The organism is Deltaproteobacteria bacterium, assembly GCA_029860075.1.
Lineage (GTDB): Bacteria > Desulfobacterota > JADFVX01 > JADFVX01 > JADFVX01 > JAOUBX01.
The window spans coordinates 19,418-34,389 of sequence record JAOUBX010000029.1; the positions used below are offsets into that span (position 1 = coordinate 19,418).

A 14,972-nucleotide genomic window follows, 5' to 3' on the forward strand; every position below is an offset into this window, starting at 1 on the left:
ATAAGCTAACTTTTATTGTACGGGAAAGGTATTTTGGGTAAGGTAATTACAATTGCTAATCAAAAAGGGGGGGTAGGAAAAACCACTACCACCGTTAATCTGGCTGCCTCCCTTGCTGTAGCAGAAAAAAAGACGTTAATTGTTGATATCGATCCTCAGGGCAATGCGGGAAGCGGGCTTGGCATTAATAAAGATCAACTTGACAAGACCGTCTATGATGTACTCATTGAGGAAGCTGAAATAAACGAGGTTATTATTGAGACAGACCTCGATTATCTTCATATAGCGCCGGCCAACTCACACCTTACCGGCGCCGAGATTGAACTCGTCGGCGCTTTTGCAAGGGAAAATCGCCTGAAAAACGCCATAGCCGGGGTTCTCGATGAGTATGAATATATCCTTATCGATTGCCCGCCATCGCTCGGCCTCTTAACAGTCAACTCGCTGACGGCTGCTGATTCGGTCCTCATACCGCTTCAGTGTGAATTCTATGCCATGGAAGGACTGAGCCAGCTTTTACGCACCATTAACCTTATCAGACAGCAACTGAATCCCGATCTTAGTATAGAAGGTATTCTGCTCACCATGTTTGACAAGCGAAATAATATTTCTCATCAGGTTGCCGAAGAGGTAAAAGACCATTTTAACGAGCAGATATTTACCTCTACCATACCGAGGAATGTTCGCCTCAGCGAGAGCCCCAGCTTTGGAAAGCCTGTGCTTTTATATGATATAGGCTGTACGGGCGCTACCAGCTATCTGGAACTTGCCAAAGAAATCATTTACAGGAGAAACTAGAACCTTTGGAAAAAAAGAGAAAGGCATTGGGAAAAGGCCTTGGCGCGCTTCTTCCAAGCTCCGAGTCTACGGGCCCATTGGGGAATAAAAAGGTCTACCTTCTTTGCCCCATTGAAAACATCCATCCCAACGAGTACCAGCCCAGAAAAGTTTTCGACCATGAGAAACTTGAAGAGCTCATTAACTCGGTAAAGGAAAAGGGCATAATCCAGCCGCTCATTGTGAGGAAAAGCGGTGAGCAGGATTATGAACTGATTGCAGGAGAAAGAAGGTGGCGGGCGGCCCAGAAAGCGGGTCTGAAAGAAGTGCCCGTCGTCATAAAAGATGTTTCTGATAAAGAGAGCCTGGAAATTGCCATCATTGAAAATATCCAGCGGGCCGATCTCAATCCTATAGAGGAAGCGGAAGGTTATAAAAGGCTAATCGATGAATTTTCCTATACGCAGGAAGAACTGGCCAAGCAGGTAGGCAAGGACAGAGCCACCGTCAGCAATCATCTCAGGGTACTCAAACTTCCCGATGAAATTAAAAAAGATTTATCGGCAGGCGCTATCAGCCTGGGTCATGCCAAGGCACTTCTTTCCGTGACATCGGAAGGTAATTTGATCACCCTGGGCAAAGAGATCATTAAAAAAGGATTGTCCGTCAGAGAGACTGAGGCGCTGGCAAAAAAAATGGAAAAAAGTCCTGCCGCCAATAAAAAAGAAGAGCCTGTCAGGGATCCCAACGTGGACAATCTTGAAGACAGGCTTGCTTCATTTTTCGGTACAAAAACAAGAATAATAAAAAAGGGGAAAAGGGGAAAGATCGAGGTTGACTTCTATTCATTAAACGAACTGGACAGAATTATAGAACTCCTCGGTCTATAACTATATTTTTTAATTTAAAGGAGGAACAAATGATTTCAAAAAAGGAATCTAGCGCAAATAGTGAAGATATTAACGCTTTTCTCGGCAAGGGGACCGATTTTAATGGAAAACTCACTTTTGAAGGAACAGTAAGGCTTGACGGCAAGTTTTCCGGTGAAATTTTTAGCCCCGGCATATTAATTATCGGCGAGTCTGCCAATGTAAGCGCCGACATCAATGTCAATACGCTTATTTTGAGTGGTGAACTGACAGGAAACATTGAAGCAAAGACAAGAGTAGAAATACATGCGCCGGGCAAGCTTTACGGAAATATTACCTCACCCGTCCTCGTTATCGATGAGGGCGTCATCTTTGACGGTGGCTGCAATATGAAAAAAAAGGACAACAATAAAGTCTCCATCCTTGAAAGAAAAGAAGAGGAAAAGGCAGTTAAATCCTAAATTGTTAGATCCTGGATCAGAAAACATTTTCAATCTCAAGCGCGAGGTTGACTGCATCCTTTCAGATGTCATTGCTGATTCCTACTCAACGGATGAGATGGAAAAAAGCGCAAAGCGTCTCTCTGAAATGGGTGACAGAGTACAACCCTTTGTGGCAAGGCGACTAAAAAACCTTACCGAATGGGGTAGTGTGGAGAGAATTCTTCACTTCATTGAACTTCTTAATGACTGCTCTTATGCGGAAGTTCTCAGAGAACTGCTGCAAAACAAGACCTTCAGGAATGCTTCCCTGAGAACGCGGGTTGAAGTCATGGCGACCCTTAAAAGTTATGAAGCGGCTCACTTTCATGAATCAACGGGCTTTCATAACAAGGATAAGGATATGGCCTACCTTCTCTGGGTCAAAAGAGTGCTCGAAGATTTCCATGTCAGGGAATACAGAGCGATATCTCTTATAGAAGACTTCTTTATCAGTCATCCAAAAGGGGCCGACATTCTCGACATCATACGCTCCATGACGGGTGAAAAAGGGGTACCTCTGCTGACCATTCTTGCAGATTGCGAAAGAACTGAAACAGCCCTTGCCGCCGTCAGGTGCCTGTCTAAAATAAAGGATGACAGCGCCGTCAGGGCATTGAAAGATATCTATCATCACTCCTGGCGAAGCGAGATCGTAAACGCGGCGGAAAAGGGATTAAGGCGTCTCATGTTTTGCGGTTATCATATTGACGGGGCGCCCTTTTCTGCGCAGAGCAAGTCCATCGATGTCCATAAACTTTTTGTCAGCCCTGTTGACGCCATGGGAAGTATCAACCTCTGTCTCTCAATGAACAGGGAAAAGGACAAGGTAGAAACCATTTTTCTTACACTAAATGATGAACTCGGCATTATCGATGTCTTTGGCGCCAAAAGTATGAGCGGGAAAGATCTTTCGGTCATGATTGACGATATAAAAAATGACGCCATGCTCGTTGAAGGAGATATGGCTTATTTTATGAAGCTTTTGAACAACTCCCTTTACCAGAGTGAACAGCACAGGCTTCTTCTCTCACCGGAGTTTCATTACAGGAAGCAACCCCTGAAAGGCTATTTAAAGCCTGAACCCTTTAATCCCCAACTTGGCTTATCCCTTTTAAAGAGGCTGAAAAAGGATAAAAAACGTGTTGAGAGAGGCGGAGAACTCCTGGAGCTCGATGAATTTTCAGGCTGGATAATCTCTCTGCCCGCTGTTTTCCACTATGCGGAAAAAGTTTCCCTGCTAAAAAATGCGGATCAAGGCGTCAAATCTTTCAAGGAGCGTTTGATCATTAAGGATTTTTGCAGGGAAGTGCTCGTGCCCATGGCCGGGCGTTTAAGATCACGATTATTCTCCATGGCGCACTTTCTGTTACATTACAGTGACAAACCTGATATGGCCCATATTGCCATTGCGACGGCAATTAATATGGGCAGGAAAGAAGCGCTGCCTTTTATCGAACTGCCCTTTATAAAGGCCATGGCAGAAAAGAGCATATTAAACTGCAAAGAAGTGCTGGAAGACGGCTTCGACCTGAGAGAGTATGAAGAAGAACTGGACGGGCTGGATGAATAATTGTTATTCCCTCCCCAAAGGAACAGGACATAAAAGGCAATATGATTAAAAGCGGGGCCATAGCCATCAACAACGAAATATCAGACAGCGGTAACGGTGTATCTGAAATTGCTGATTTTGAAAAGAGAATCCTTGAAGGGGGCGAGATAAGCGAAGAGGAAGCGATTCGCCTTATCAATCTGGAAGGCAGTGAGATTTTTGATCTGCTTCATTCGGCAAGCAGAATCAGGGGCCGCTTCAAGGGCAATAAAGTCAACCTCTGCTCAATTGTTAATGCAAAGTCAGGGCTTTGCTCCGAGGACTGCTCATTTTGTGCCCAGTCTTCACATTTTGAGACCAGGGCCCCTGTCTACGACATGATAGAGCCGGAAAAGATCGTCCATGCCGCAAAAAAAGCAAAAGAAATGAAGTCGCGCGAATTCAGCATCGTCACAAGCGGCATGTCCGTTGACAACGAAGAAGACCTTAACACCCTTTGCAATAGTATTGAAAAGATAAAAAACGAAGGCGGTCTCGAACGATGCGCCTCACTGGGCAACATGTCGAGAGAAGCGATGGAGCGGCTGAAAAAAGCAGGTCTCCAGAGCTTTCACCATAACCTGGAAACGGCAAGGAGTTTTTTTCCCAACATCTGTACGACCCATGACTATGAAGATGATGTCAATACGGTGAGGATGGCTAAAGAGCTCGGCTTTGAAACATGCTGCGGAGGGATATTGGGCCTTGGGGAAACAAGGGAACAGCGTGTTGAACTGGCGCTTACATTAAAAGAACTCGATGTGGATTCCATCCCTCTCAACTTTTTAAATCCCATTGAAGGAACGGCCATGGAAGGGGCGCCCACTGTTGAACCCATGGAAGCCCTGAAAACGATTGCTGTATTTCGCTTCCTTCTTCCGCAAAAAGACATTATCGTATCGGGAGGCCGCGAAGTGACCTTCAGAGACCTCCAATCCCTCATTTTTATGGCCGGAGCCAACGGAACACTTATCGGCAACTATCTGACGACAAAAGGATCGAGCCCGGAAAAGGTGCTTACCATGATAAGGGACCTTGGCCTCGAACCTGCCGGCTACTAGCCCTTTTCTTCCGGAATATTGACAAAATCAGCTCTAATTATTAAAATATGTATCGAAACTGGAAACTATGGAGGTAAAAATTATGCCACTTTATGAATACGGGTGCAGAGATTGCGGATATGACTTTGAAGTAATGCAGAAGATGAGTGATCCCGACCCTGCCGGCTGCCCAAAATGCAGCGGAACAAACGTATCAAAGCTGATATCTGCAGGCGCCTTCCACTTAAAAGGCGGAGGCTGGTATTCGGACGGTTATTCAAAAGAGAAAAAACCGGCAAGCTGTGATGCAGCCAAGGCGCCCTCCTGTGGCGGATGTCCGGCTGCTTAAAGACTTTAAGCCGGAAGCCGTGAACCAACTGCCCTTTCCGGGCTTAAAGCTAAAACGAATAAAAGCGGGATTTGATCCCGCTTTTTTATTTTGCCTGTAAAACATAAAAACTTTACTATTTCACGATAAGAGGTTAAAAATTCTAAATGGAAAAAAGGGGTGAATACAGCAGAGGCAAAAATGCCTTTGGCCATCTTTTAATCTGGCTTGTATCCCTGTTCATTATCTGGTTCTTTTTTATCAAACCTGAGAATTCCGTCCACAACCCTCATGCCGAACCTCGCACCGTGGAGGCCAGGGGAGATCTGGCTGAAGATGAAAAGAACAGTATCGATGTTTTTAAAAATATCTCTCCCTCCGTCGTTTATATTACCAGTGTCGAACTCAGACGTGACTTCTTCTCTCTTAACATCTATGAAATCCCGAGAGGGACCGGTTCAGGCTTCATCTGGGACGAGGAAGGACGCATTGTAACCAACTTCCATGTCATCCAGGATGCAAGCAGAATAGAGGTAACCCTTGCCGATAATACAACCTGGAAAGCAGCGCTTGTCGGCGTTTCACCTGAAAAGGACCTGGCCGTTGTCAAAATTTCAGCGCCTGAAGAAAAACTCAAACCCATTCCCCTGGGCAATTCAAAAAATCTCCTTGTGGGGCAGAAAGTCTTTGCCATTGGAAATCCCTTCGGTCTTGACCAGACCATGACATCAGGCATTGTAAGCGCGTTGGGAAGGGAAATTCAGTCCATTTCAGGAAGGACCATCCAGGGTGTCATACAAACCGATGCGGCAATCAATCCCGGCAACTCCGGCGGCCCCCTCCTGGACAGCGCAGGCAGGCTGGTTGGCGTTAATACGGCTATATACAGTCCATCAGGAACAAGCGCCGGAATCGGATTTGCCGTTCCCACAGAGGTAGTCAACCGGGTTGTCCCCGACATTATCCGCTACGGCAAAGTGATCAGGCCCGGTCTCGGTGTTACCATTGCCCATGAATCACTGGCTCAACGCCTTGAAATAAAAGGCGTGCTCATCATCAATATCCAGCGCGGAAGCGCCGCAGAAACAGCAGGACTGAGAGGAACTAAACAGATTGGCGGCGAAATCATCCTGGGAGATATTATATTTGATATTGACGGTAAATCCGTACAAAATCCCGATGATTTAAGAAACGAACTCGACAGACGGCAGGTGGGAGACAAGGTGACAATAGGCATCATCCGTGATGGTGAAAAGCATTATGTCAATGTCATGCTGGAAGAAATCGCCTGAAAGATAAAGGTTGAATTTTCAGGTTGGTAAATTATCTTAAAGGGGCGGTTTCCATGAACTGCCTCACCTCTTTAATCGTTGCAATACCCGCTCTTCCCCCGAGACACCTGCACTTTAAAGCGGCGCAGGCGGAGGCAAATTTCAAGGCCTCCTCCAGATCCCATTCCTGCAACAAACCATAAATATAAGCGCCGTGAAAAACATCGCCCGCACCTGTCGTATCAAGGGCCTTAACATCAAATGCCGGGGTTTCCACAATACCCTCTGCCCTAAAGGTAAGGCTCCCCCTCTCACCCCGTGTGATCGTCGTCAGGCCAAAACCACTCTTCTTCACTATTTTACGAAAGGCCTCCCTCTTTTCATTCCAGCCCAGATCTTTTGCAAACCCTTCAGAGGCCACCACGTAGTCGCATTCTCTTGCAAGTTCCATCATGCCATTCCTTAAACTGCCTGCATCAAGCATGACGGGAACCTTTCTTTTTTGCGCCTCTTTTGCCGCATAAATGGAAGCATCCTTCATAAGTCCGTCAAGAAGAAGAAATGAGCTGTTCGCAAGAAAATCCCCTCCCAGTTCCCCTTCGGAAAGCGCCTTTCCGGAAGGTTTTTTCCAGAAAATAGTCCGCCTGCCGCCGGGACGTTCTACAGCAATAAAAGCCTTCTGAGAAGCGCTGTTCTCTCTCATGAGAAGGTTATTTACATGAATCCCCTCTTTTTCAAGAGAGCCTGCAATCTTTCTCCCCGCTTCATCATCCCCCCTTACACCATGAAAGGAACAGGGGATACCAAGCCTTGCCAGGGTGACGAGGGCCGTAGCAACAGGTCCCCCGCCTTCTTCATGGCAGTCCTTAACTTCACACTTGCTATCGGGTTCAGGGTATCCATCGACGAGTGAAATATAATCCCATGAACATTGTCCGAGACCGGTAACATGCAGCTTTTTATTTTTCACGGGAAGTAACCGCCCTTTCAAGCTCCGATACAATATAACCGAAGTTGCTTTTTGTCTTGATCTTTACAGGAAGCTTCCTCTCATCATCGGTAAGCCAGAGGTAGGACTCCCCCTTTTTCTTCCCCTTTCCTCTCTCTACGGCACGAATAAAAACCTTCAAAGTCTCGAATGTGCCCCATCGGACACTCACCTTTTCACGACCCATCACCTGAATGGTGTTTTCATAAATCCTCCCCCCGGAAAAGGTATTGATGAAAACTTTTTCCCCCGCTTTGAGAGGCAACCTTCTTAAATAATAAAAGCTGGAGATTGAATCATAAAGATCAGGCGGAATGGAAATTATTTTTTCCTTTCCCCTTTTTTTGTACTTTATCTCACCCTTTTTGTAATCAAAAAAAGCAATTTCATCCCGTACCCTGCTATTCTCCTTTGTAAGGGCCACATATTTTAATGTTCTTAAATCATCGGTTGCAACATAGGTGTCTATACGGTCATTGAGACTGTAAAAGGTGGCGATTGCGTCATTTGAGCTTACCCTGGAAAGGAGATGGTAGGCCCTGGCGCCTTTCACGTCGACCATATCGACAACCTCCAGCACAGACCGTCCTGCCGGGATGCCTCCCCAGCTTAACCGGTATTCCAGCCTTTCACCCACCTTGAAAGGATCGGCAAAAACGGAAAGGGCAGCCAGAGTGCATATTAAAAAAAAGACTGCGCCAGAAATATTACCTTTTGATTTCATCCCCTTTATACCCTATATTAGTCCTAAAGGAAGCTCCAAAAAATTCATGGCCCACATATGCAGGTTCAAAAAAGCCACCTTTTGCATTAAAAGTTTTACCTATAGACTGGCTATAGGCTGCAATTTTTGCCTTGAAACTGACTTTTTTGATTTCCTTAACAGTCATCCGGAATTATTAGAGATTCCCTAAAGAAAGAATCATCTCTTTCCATATGTTATACTGAAGTATACGCCATTTGCGGCCCAAACAGTGAAGAAAAGAAAAAAGATGAAAAAATGGCTCCTCCTGTCAGCAGCACTTCTTGCCTTAAACGGATGCGCTCATGTCGTCTCCAGGGCAAATCTTGAAAAAGCCGACAGATCAATTTCAGTTGCCGACCTTATCAAAAAACCTGAAAAGTACAAAGGGAAAATCGTCATTCTTGGCGGAAATATCGTAAACTCCCTTAACAAAAATGACGGAACCTACATCGAGGTATTGCATAAAAAACTCGACTCTCTGGGCCGGCCTGTCGAAAGTAATGAAACATTGGGCCGTTTTATTGTCTTTCATGAAGGATATCTTGATACGGCCATATTTGCAAAGGGGAGACGCCTCACTGTTGCCGGAGAGGTAATAGGCCAAAAAAAACTGCCCCTGGGAGAAATAGAATATAAATACCCCCTCATAAAAAGCATGGAGCTGCATATGACAGACCCCCGTCAAGAACCCACTATCAGGCTTGGAATCGGCATCGGGGGAACCTTCTAAATGACAGCGCAAAATAGAAGATCCACCAACGATGAAGGCGCTGGCGTTGGAAAAAATTATTGATCTAGGGAAAGAAAAGGAAGCGCTGAAGACCATCTTTCCGCCCCTGCCGGAACCCGCTTCAGGTGAAATAATGATAAAAGTTTCTACCTGCGGTGTCTGTCATACCGAACTTGATGAAATAGAAGGAAGAACAGCCCCTCCCCGCCTTCCCGTCATTCCGGGGCACCAGGTTGTGGGAAGAGTGGCAAAAAAAGGAAAAAAGGCAAATGCTTTTAACATGGGAGACCGGGTGGGTGTTGCCTGGATATATTCTGCCTGTGGAAAATGCGATTTCTGCACAAGCGGCAGAGAAAACCTTTGCAGCCATTTTGTTGCAACGGGAAGAGACGTCAATGGCGGATATGCCCAATATATGACGGTCAGTGAAAAATTTGCCCATGCCATTCCTGACATTTTTTCCGATGTTGAAGCAGCGCCACTGCTTTGCGCAGGAGCCATCGGCTTCCGGGCTCTTAAGTTAAGCGGTATTGCTGATGGCGCTCATATCGGCCTCACCGGTTTCGGCGCTTCAAATCATATTGTCATGAAACTGGCCCGGCACCTCTACCCGGCGGCAAAGATATACGTCTTTGCAAGGAGCCAAAGAGAGAGGGACTTTGCCCTGGAACTGGGGGCATGCTGGTCCGGGAAAAGTGACGACAAGACACCGGAGAAGCTCCATGCCGTCATCGATACGACGCCCGCATGGAAACCGGTTATCCATGCCCTTTCCAACCTCAAAGGTGGCGGCAGACTGGTCATTAATGCCATAGGCAAGGAAGAGCATGACAAGGACTGCCTCCTCGAAATGGATTACCCTTCCCACCTCTGGATGGAAAAAGAAATCAAGAGTGTGGCAAACATTACAAGAGACGATGTGTCCGGCTTTCTTAAAATTGCAGCCCAAATTCCCATAAAATCACATGTGCAGGTCTTTCATCTGGAAGAAGCCAACAAAGCTTTAGCAGAGTTGAAAGAAGGAAAAATAAGGGGGGCCAAGGTCCTCCAGATAGGATGATTGATGTTTAAACTTCACTCCCGGTTAAAGGAGGATTGCCATATACTGGGACAGTCGGAACTGTCTCTCCTCCTTTTAATGAATGATTTAAGATATCCATGGTTTATCATGGTGCCAAAGCGGCCGGACATTAAAGAAATATTTCAACTTTCAGGAGAAGATCAACTACAGCTTGCAAGAGAATCCGCCAACCTTGCCTTTGCCCTGTCAACGGCCTTTAAAGGCGATAAAATCAACATTGCCTCTCTGGGAAATGTCGTTTCCCAGCTTCATATCCACCACATTGTACGCTTTAAAAATGATCCTGCCTGGCCCGGCCCTGTCTGGGGCCACAGTAAGGCAATCCCCTACGCTGACGAGGCGAGAGAAATGATAACAGGAAAAATAAAGGCGCAATTGAAAAAGGATTTTAATTTCTGCCGGGGAGCTGCCGGACTTGGGGATCACAGTGAAAATGAATAAAAAAACAGCGTTTCTTTTGATTGAAACCTTGCCCTTTCCTGTAAGAGAGAGCTTGTCTCCCAGTCATTGCAAATAGACGGTTATGACTCTCAAACCAAACGATTATCGAACTTTTTTACTGATCATGCAAAATAAATGTTTCATTTCTTTTCCTTTTCCATCACAATGATAGGACCGCCTTTAAAAATGGACAACAAAATATGAAGGAACTCGTACAGTGGCTCATCGAATTTGAAGGAACGGTTGCTGACTTATACTCTGAAGCTTCAGAGTATTTTGCTCATGACAGTAAATTTTCAGAGCTGTTGAAAGCGCTGGCAAGGGACGAGAAAAGCCATGAAGCGCTTGTCAGAAATCTGGCAAGTCATATTGAAAAGAAGCCTGAAGTCCAAACCGGCCTTTCTTTAGATAAAAAATTTAGAAACGAGATGTCTCTTTGCCTCAACAAATGTCGAACAAAGTTGCAGGCAGGCAACTTAAAGGAAGATGAACTCCTTCAGATATTAGTTCATGTCGAACTTTGTGAATATAATCACCAACTCACCTACCTGATAGAAGCCGTAAAAGAGACGGATCATAATTTTACCGCAAAATTTGCCGGTATGCAGAGCCACATTGATAGCATAAAAAACTTCATCGATGAGCGGCTGGGCAAAGATCACCGCCTCCTTAAAAAGGTTCACCTGCCCCTTGTCTGGCAGGAAAAAATTCTGGTTCTGGACAAATCGCAGGCTTTTTGTAAATTGCTTGCAAATATACTGGGCAAAGAAGGAGCTGTTTCTGCAACAAGTAAGGGGCAGGAAGCGCTGGAGAAAGTTTTCAGCAATTATTACAGACTCATCCTTTCGGAAATGCATTTGCAGGATATGAGCGGCATCCAGTTATACAGCCTGCTTGCCGGTAAATATCCGGATATTGGGAAAAGGTTTTTATTTATTACCAGTGATGATTCCGTAAAAAACCTCTCTTTTTTCAGGAAAAACAATCTTAACTACCTTATAAAGCCCGTTAATATAAAAGATATTATAAATACTGTTGCAGCAATGATGTAATTATTACCTCCCGCTATCAAAAGCTTGCACAGCTTTTTCGTTTTAATACCTCTTTGAGTAGGCTATTATAGGCTAACAATTCCAATAGAAACATTAGGGTTAAATGATTTGAAAAGCAGTGCACTCGTTGAAATCAAAGGGGCTGGTAATATCCTCTTTGAACGGAGCCGCAGGGCCAGGCGTCTAAACATTACCATCAGGCCGGTGAAAGGCGTACGGGTTGCCGTCCCCTGCTGGATGACTTTCGAAGAAGCCCACAAGATCGTCTCAGGAAGAAGCGCGTGGATCAGAAAACATACGCTCAGAATGGAAGAAGAAAGGTTGAAATGCAAAGCTCTTACAAAAGACCTGCCTCTTCCTGAAAGGAAAGAAGCTAAAAACAAAATAATAAAGAGAGTTGAGGCGCTTGCTTTAGAGCATGCTTTTCATTACAACCGCATTATTATCAGGAACCAGAAAACAAGGTGGGGCAGTTGTTCAGCAAAAAACAACATCAATCTCAACATAAAACTTGCCAGGCTTCCCAATGAACTGCTCGATTACGTCGTTCTCCACGAACTGGTTCATACAAGGATAAAAAATCACGGAAGCAGATTCTGGGGAGAGTTGGACAAGATACTGGGTAATGCAAAAAAAATTGACGCAAAAATGAAACCCTACAGGCTGGATCTGCTTTAAGTCAGGTTTTAGCCTGCATTTCTCGCCAGGGTCAGTCCTGAGCGCTGCTTGCCCCGCTCATGGTAAGCTTTTCCATTTTACTTGCAACACCGGCGTTATCAGCAAAAAGCAATCTGCTGCCTAAAGGTTCTGATAATCGGGAAAGCCGTGAAATTATCTCACTTCCCCTTTTCCCGGTAAGAAGCCCCGGCTGAAAATTAACTTCATAGTTATTCACATTAAGGGGCAGGGCTTCAACCTTTCCGATGCCATCGTTATCCACTGTTATCCTGGCAATAATGCTTTCCGTCGCACTTTTGCTATAGGAACCAAAAACAAAATTACCGAGGCTGTAAAAAATAATGCCCTCACCGTAATATTCAATCCCTTGCAAAACATGAGGATGGTGGCCCAAAACGATATGGGCTCCGCTGTCTATGGAAAGATGAGCCAGCTCCCTCTGGTAATCTTTGGGTGTCTCCCTCTTTTCAGCGCCCCAGTGAAAAGCGACAATAACAATGTCTGACAGTTTACGGGCCTTCCTGATATCTCTCTTTACATAGGCCGCATAACCGGGCGCAGTGCCGCCTTTCTTTTTTGTGGCATAAAATTCAAAGGGATAGGTCTTTGAATAGGAAAGAAAAGCTATCTTTTTCCCTTTGACTTCATAAATTGAACTTTTTCTTGCCGCGCCTAAAGTTATCCCCGCTCCTGCATAATTGATCTTTACATCATCGAGCGCTTTTAGTGTGGAAACGAGGCCCTTCATACCGTAGTCCATCATATGGTTATTGGCGAGAGAAAGATGAGTAACTCCCGCTGCCTTAAGCGCTGCTGCTGATTCCAGGGGAGCCTTAAAGGTAAATTTTTTATTTTTAAAGCGTGAACCACCGGTTGTAATGGGAGCCTCCATATTGCCGATAACGAGATCAGCGCTTTTAAACAACTTTGCTGTTGCCCTGTAGGGATAGTCAAATCCATGCTTTTTTACAAAGGGAAGTACCCTGGCTGTGGGCATAATATCACCAACAGCCTGGATGACAATCTCCCCCTTTTCCTCTTCCCCATTTTTTTCCGCAAACAAATCAATGGAAAAGAAAAGTGCCGTAATTGCAAATACGATGATTAATAAGATTCTATTCATTAAAAATAATGATCTTTCTATTTCTGAAAAAAAGTAAAAAATGTTCTCAACAAGAACATATTCTATTATAGAAAAGATTGCAAATGATAATTCCCGGATTGCAATTCAGGGAAGGGAGCAGTTTTGTGAAACCTAAGGACAGATAGTTTATCTTTAACAGTAGAAGCGCTGAATAATAACTAATCATGCTTGACTTTTTATGCGAGGCTGATATCTTAATGGTGTTTATTAAGGGGGACAACACTCTCTCGACTATATTATTGTTATATTTTCAGGAGGAATAAAATGAGTGGAAACGGATACAACGCTACGGTAATCCAAAAAATACAGATGACGCCAAACCTGATGACTCTCAGGGTGAGGCCTGACGATGAAGTGCCTGACTTTAAGCCCGGCCAGTACACCGTTCTCGGACTAAACAGCAGTGAACCCCGTCTGGAAGAGTCGGCTACTGACGATAAAACCTATGAGAAAGAAACACTGATCAGGCGGGCCTATTCTATCTCTTCTGCAAGCATTGAAAAAGAATATCTTGAGTTCTATGTAGCCCTTGTACGAAGTGGAGAACTTACTCCCAGGCTTTTCAACCTTGAACAGGGTTCAAGATTATTTATGGGAGGCAAGATCGTCGGTATGTTTACCCTCGACTCCGTGCCACAGGAAAAAGATCTCCTGTTTATCGGAACAGGCACCGGGCTTGCGCCTTACATGAGTATGATCCGCTCCGAGCTTCATATTCACAAAGATAGAAGGTTTGTTATTATCCATGGCGCCGCCTGTTCCTGGGACCTTGGATACAGGGATGAGCTTTCTATCCTGGACAGATATTCCGATACATTCAATTATATCCCGACAATCACCCAGCCTGAAGACGATCCTTCCTGGAAAGGAGAGACGGGATTTATACAGGATCTTATTACAACCGGCATTGTTGAAAGAAAAACAGGCCAAAAAATCACACCCCATAAATTCGACGTTTTCCTTTGCGGCAATCCCAAAATGGTTGAAACGGTGAAAGAAATTCTTATTGAAAAAGAGTTCACCCGTCACAGCAAAAAAGAGCCGGGAACCATCCATATAGAAGAATTCTGGAAGATGTAAGCTTCCGGAGATTGCCTTCATAACAGAACCATGCCTGCAAATATAACAAACATCCTTTTTCTTGCCCTGGCATGGACCGCCTTTTTTGTCATCCATTCTCTGCTTGCTTCAGTAACTGTTAAGGCGTTTATAAAAAAACGCCTTCCTAACTTTTTCCCCTTCTACAGGATCAGCTATAACGTTCTCTCACTCGTCCTGCTTATCCCCATTTTCTGGTTCAGCCATTCCATAAAAAGTCCTCTCCTCTGGCAATGGAAGGGAACGATGAAGATAATTTCCACCGTCATTGCACTTTTGGCCCTGGCGGCATTCCTTCTTACGCTCCGTTATTACGATACAGCTGAATTTATAGGCATAAAGCAGATAAGGGAGAAAGACCCTGACTCAAAAGGGGAAGGTGTTTTTACCCTCTCCCCCCTTCACAGGTATGTGAGGCATCCCTGGTACTTGCTGGCCCTTCTTATTATCTGGACAAGAAATATGGACCTCATCTTCTTCATAACAGCCATTGCGGTAACGGCCTATTTTATCATTGGGTCCAGGCTGGAAGAGGGGAAACTCCTGCTTTATTACGGCAAAAAATATGAAAAATATCTCTCTGCCGTACCGGGAATCATTCCTCTTCCATGGCGTTATATGACGAAAGTGGATGCAGAAAAATTGCAAAAAATGTAAAAG

The 14,972-nt window shown here is 44.9% G+C and carries 17 protein-coding genes; 14 read left to right on the plus strand and 3 right to left on the minus strand.

Translation table 11 applies throughout. The features are described from left to right. Window positions 1-33: 33 nt before the first annotated feature. The 7 genes from OEV42_10425 to OEV42_10455 all read left to right on the plus strand — a co-directional run bounded on the left by OEV42_10425 (window position 34) and on the right by OEV42_10455 (window position 6,376). Complete coding sequence (locus OEV42_10425) at window positions 34-798, plus strand: AAA family ATPase (protein ID MDH3974680.1); 765 nt, start codon at window positions 34-36, stop codon at window positions 796-798. Between the two features lie 5 nt (window positions 799-803). Continuing rightward, the gene (locus OEV42_10430; GenBank protein MDH3974681.1) at window positions 804-1,667 is read left to right on the plus strand and encodes a ParB/RepB/Spo0J family partition protein; all 864 of its coding nucleotides are present in this window, start codon (window positions 804-806) and stop codon (window positions 1,665-1,667) included. A 29-nt stretch (window positions 1,668-1,696) separates the two neighbouring features. Beyond that, window positions 1,697-2,107, plus strand: a complete 411-nt coding sequence (locus OEV42_10435) for a polymer-forming cytoskeletal protein (protein MDH3974682.1) — start codon at window positions 1,697-1,699, stop codon at window positions 2,105-2,107. 1 nt (window position 2,108) lies between these two features. After that, window positions 2,109-3,698, plus strand: a complete 1,590-nt coding sequence (locus OEV42_10440) for a HEAT repeat domain-containing protein (protein ID MDH3974683.1) — start codon at window positions 2,109-2,111, stop codon at window positions 3,696-3,698. A 41-nt stretch (window positions 3,699-3,739) separates the two neighbouring features. Next, a complete protein-coding gene (gene bioB, locus OEV42_10445; protein ID MDH3974684.1) occupies window positions 3,740-4,777 on the plus strand; it encodes a biotin synthase BioB in 1,038 nt (345 codons plus the stop codon). Between the two features lie 82 nt (window positions 4,778-4,859). Beyond that, window positions 4,860-5,105, plus strand: coding sequence for a zinc ribbon domain-containing protein (locus OEV42_10450; GenBank protein ID MDH3974685.1), 246 nt, complete (start codon window positions 4,860-4,862; stop codon window positions 5,103-5,105). A 146-nt stretch (window positions 5,106-5,251) separates the two neighbouring features. Then, on the plus strand, window positions 5,252-6,376 hold the full coding sequence (locus tag OEV42_10455; protein MDH3974686.1) for a trypsin-like peptidase domain-containing protein: 1,125 nt from the start codon (window positions 5,252-5,254) through the stop codon (window positions 6,374-6,376). A gap of 31 nt (window positions 6,377-6,407) precedes the next feature. Here OEV42_10455 and OEV42_10460 read toward each other — a convergent pair whose 3' ends face one another. Continuing rightward, a complete protein-coding gene (locus OEV42_10460; GenBank protein MDH3974687.1) occupies window positions 6,408-7,325 on the minus strand; it encodes a PfkB family carbohydrate kinase in 918 nt (305 codons plus the stop codon). Next, on the minus strand, window positions 7,315-8,067 hold the full coding sequence (locus tag OEV42_10465) for a DUF3108 domain-containing protein (protein ID MDH3974688.1): 753 nt from the start codon (window positions 8,065-8,067) through the stop codon (window positions 7,315-7,317). The genes OEV42_10460 and OEV42_10465 overlap by 11 nt, the downstream gene beginning before the upstream one ends. A gap of 268 nt (window positions 8,068-8,335) precedes the next feature. Here OEV42_10465 and OEV42_10470 point away from each other — a divergent pair, with 268 nt between their 5' ends. From OEV42_10470 to OEV42_10490, 5 genes are all read left to right on the plus strand, one after another. Further along, window positions 8,336-8,818 (plus strand): Slp family lipoprotein, encoded by a 483-nt coding sequence (locus OEV42_10470; GenBank protein ID MDH3974689.1) that lies wholly within the window; start codon window positions 8,336-8,338, stop codon window positions 8,816-8,818. Window positions 8,819-8,849: 31 nt separating this feature from the next. Further along, window positions 8,850-9,878: a zinc-dependent alcohol dehydrogenase family protein gene (locus tag OEV42_10475; protein MDH3974690.1), complete on the plus strand. Its 1,029-nt coding sequence runs from the start codon at window positions 8,850-8,852 to the stop codon at window positions 9,876-9,878. 3 nt (window positions 9,879-9,881) lie between these two features. After that, window positions 9,882-10,340, plus strand: coding sequence for an HIT family protein (locus OEV42_10480; GenBank protein ID MDH3974691.1), 459 nt, complete (start codon window positions 9,882-9,884; stop codon window positions 10,338-10,340). A gap of 200 nt (window positions 10,341-10,540) precedes the next feature. Beyond that, complete coding sequence (locus tag OEV42_10485) at window positions 10,541-11,392, plus strand: response regulator (protein MDH3974692.1); 852 nt, start codon at window positions 10,541-10,543, stop codon at window positions 11,390-11,392. A 108-nt stretch (window positions 11,393-11,500) separates the two neighbouring features. Next, on the plus strand, window positions 11,501-12,070 hold the full coding sequence (locus tag OEV42_10490) for a M48 family metallopeptidase (protein ID MDH3974693.1): 570 nt from the start codon (window positions 11,501-11,503) through the stop codon (window positions 12,068-12,070). Window positions 12,071-12,101: 31 nt separating this feature from the next. Here OEV42_10490 and OEV42_10495 read toward each other — a convergent pair whose 3' ends face one another. Continuing rightward, window positions 12,102-13,193 (minus strand): CapA family protein, encoded by a 1,092-nt coding sequence (locus tag OEV42_10495; protein ID MDH3974694.1) that lies wholly within the window; start codon window positions 13,191-13,193, stop codon window positions 12,102-12,104. A gap of 285 nt (window positions 13,194-13,478) precedes the next feature. Here OEV42_10495 and OEV42_10500 point away from each other — a divergent pair, with 285 nt between their 5' ends. Beyond that, on the plus strand, window positions 13,479-14,294 hold the full coding sequence (locus tag OEV42_10500) for a ferredoxin--NADP reductase (protein MDH3974695.1): 816 nt from the start codon (window positions 13,479-13,481) through the stop codon (window positions 14,292-14,294). A gap of 30 nt (window positions 14,295-14,324) precedes the next feature. Next, the gene (locus OEV42_10505; protein ID MDH3974696.1) at window positions 14,325-14,969 is read left to right on the plus strand and encodes a hypothetical protein; all 645 of its coding nucleotides are present in this window, start codon (window positions 14,325-14,327) and stop codon (window positions 14,967-14,969) included. Window positions 14,970-14,972: the final 3 nt, after the last annotated feature.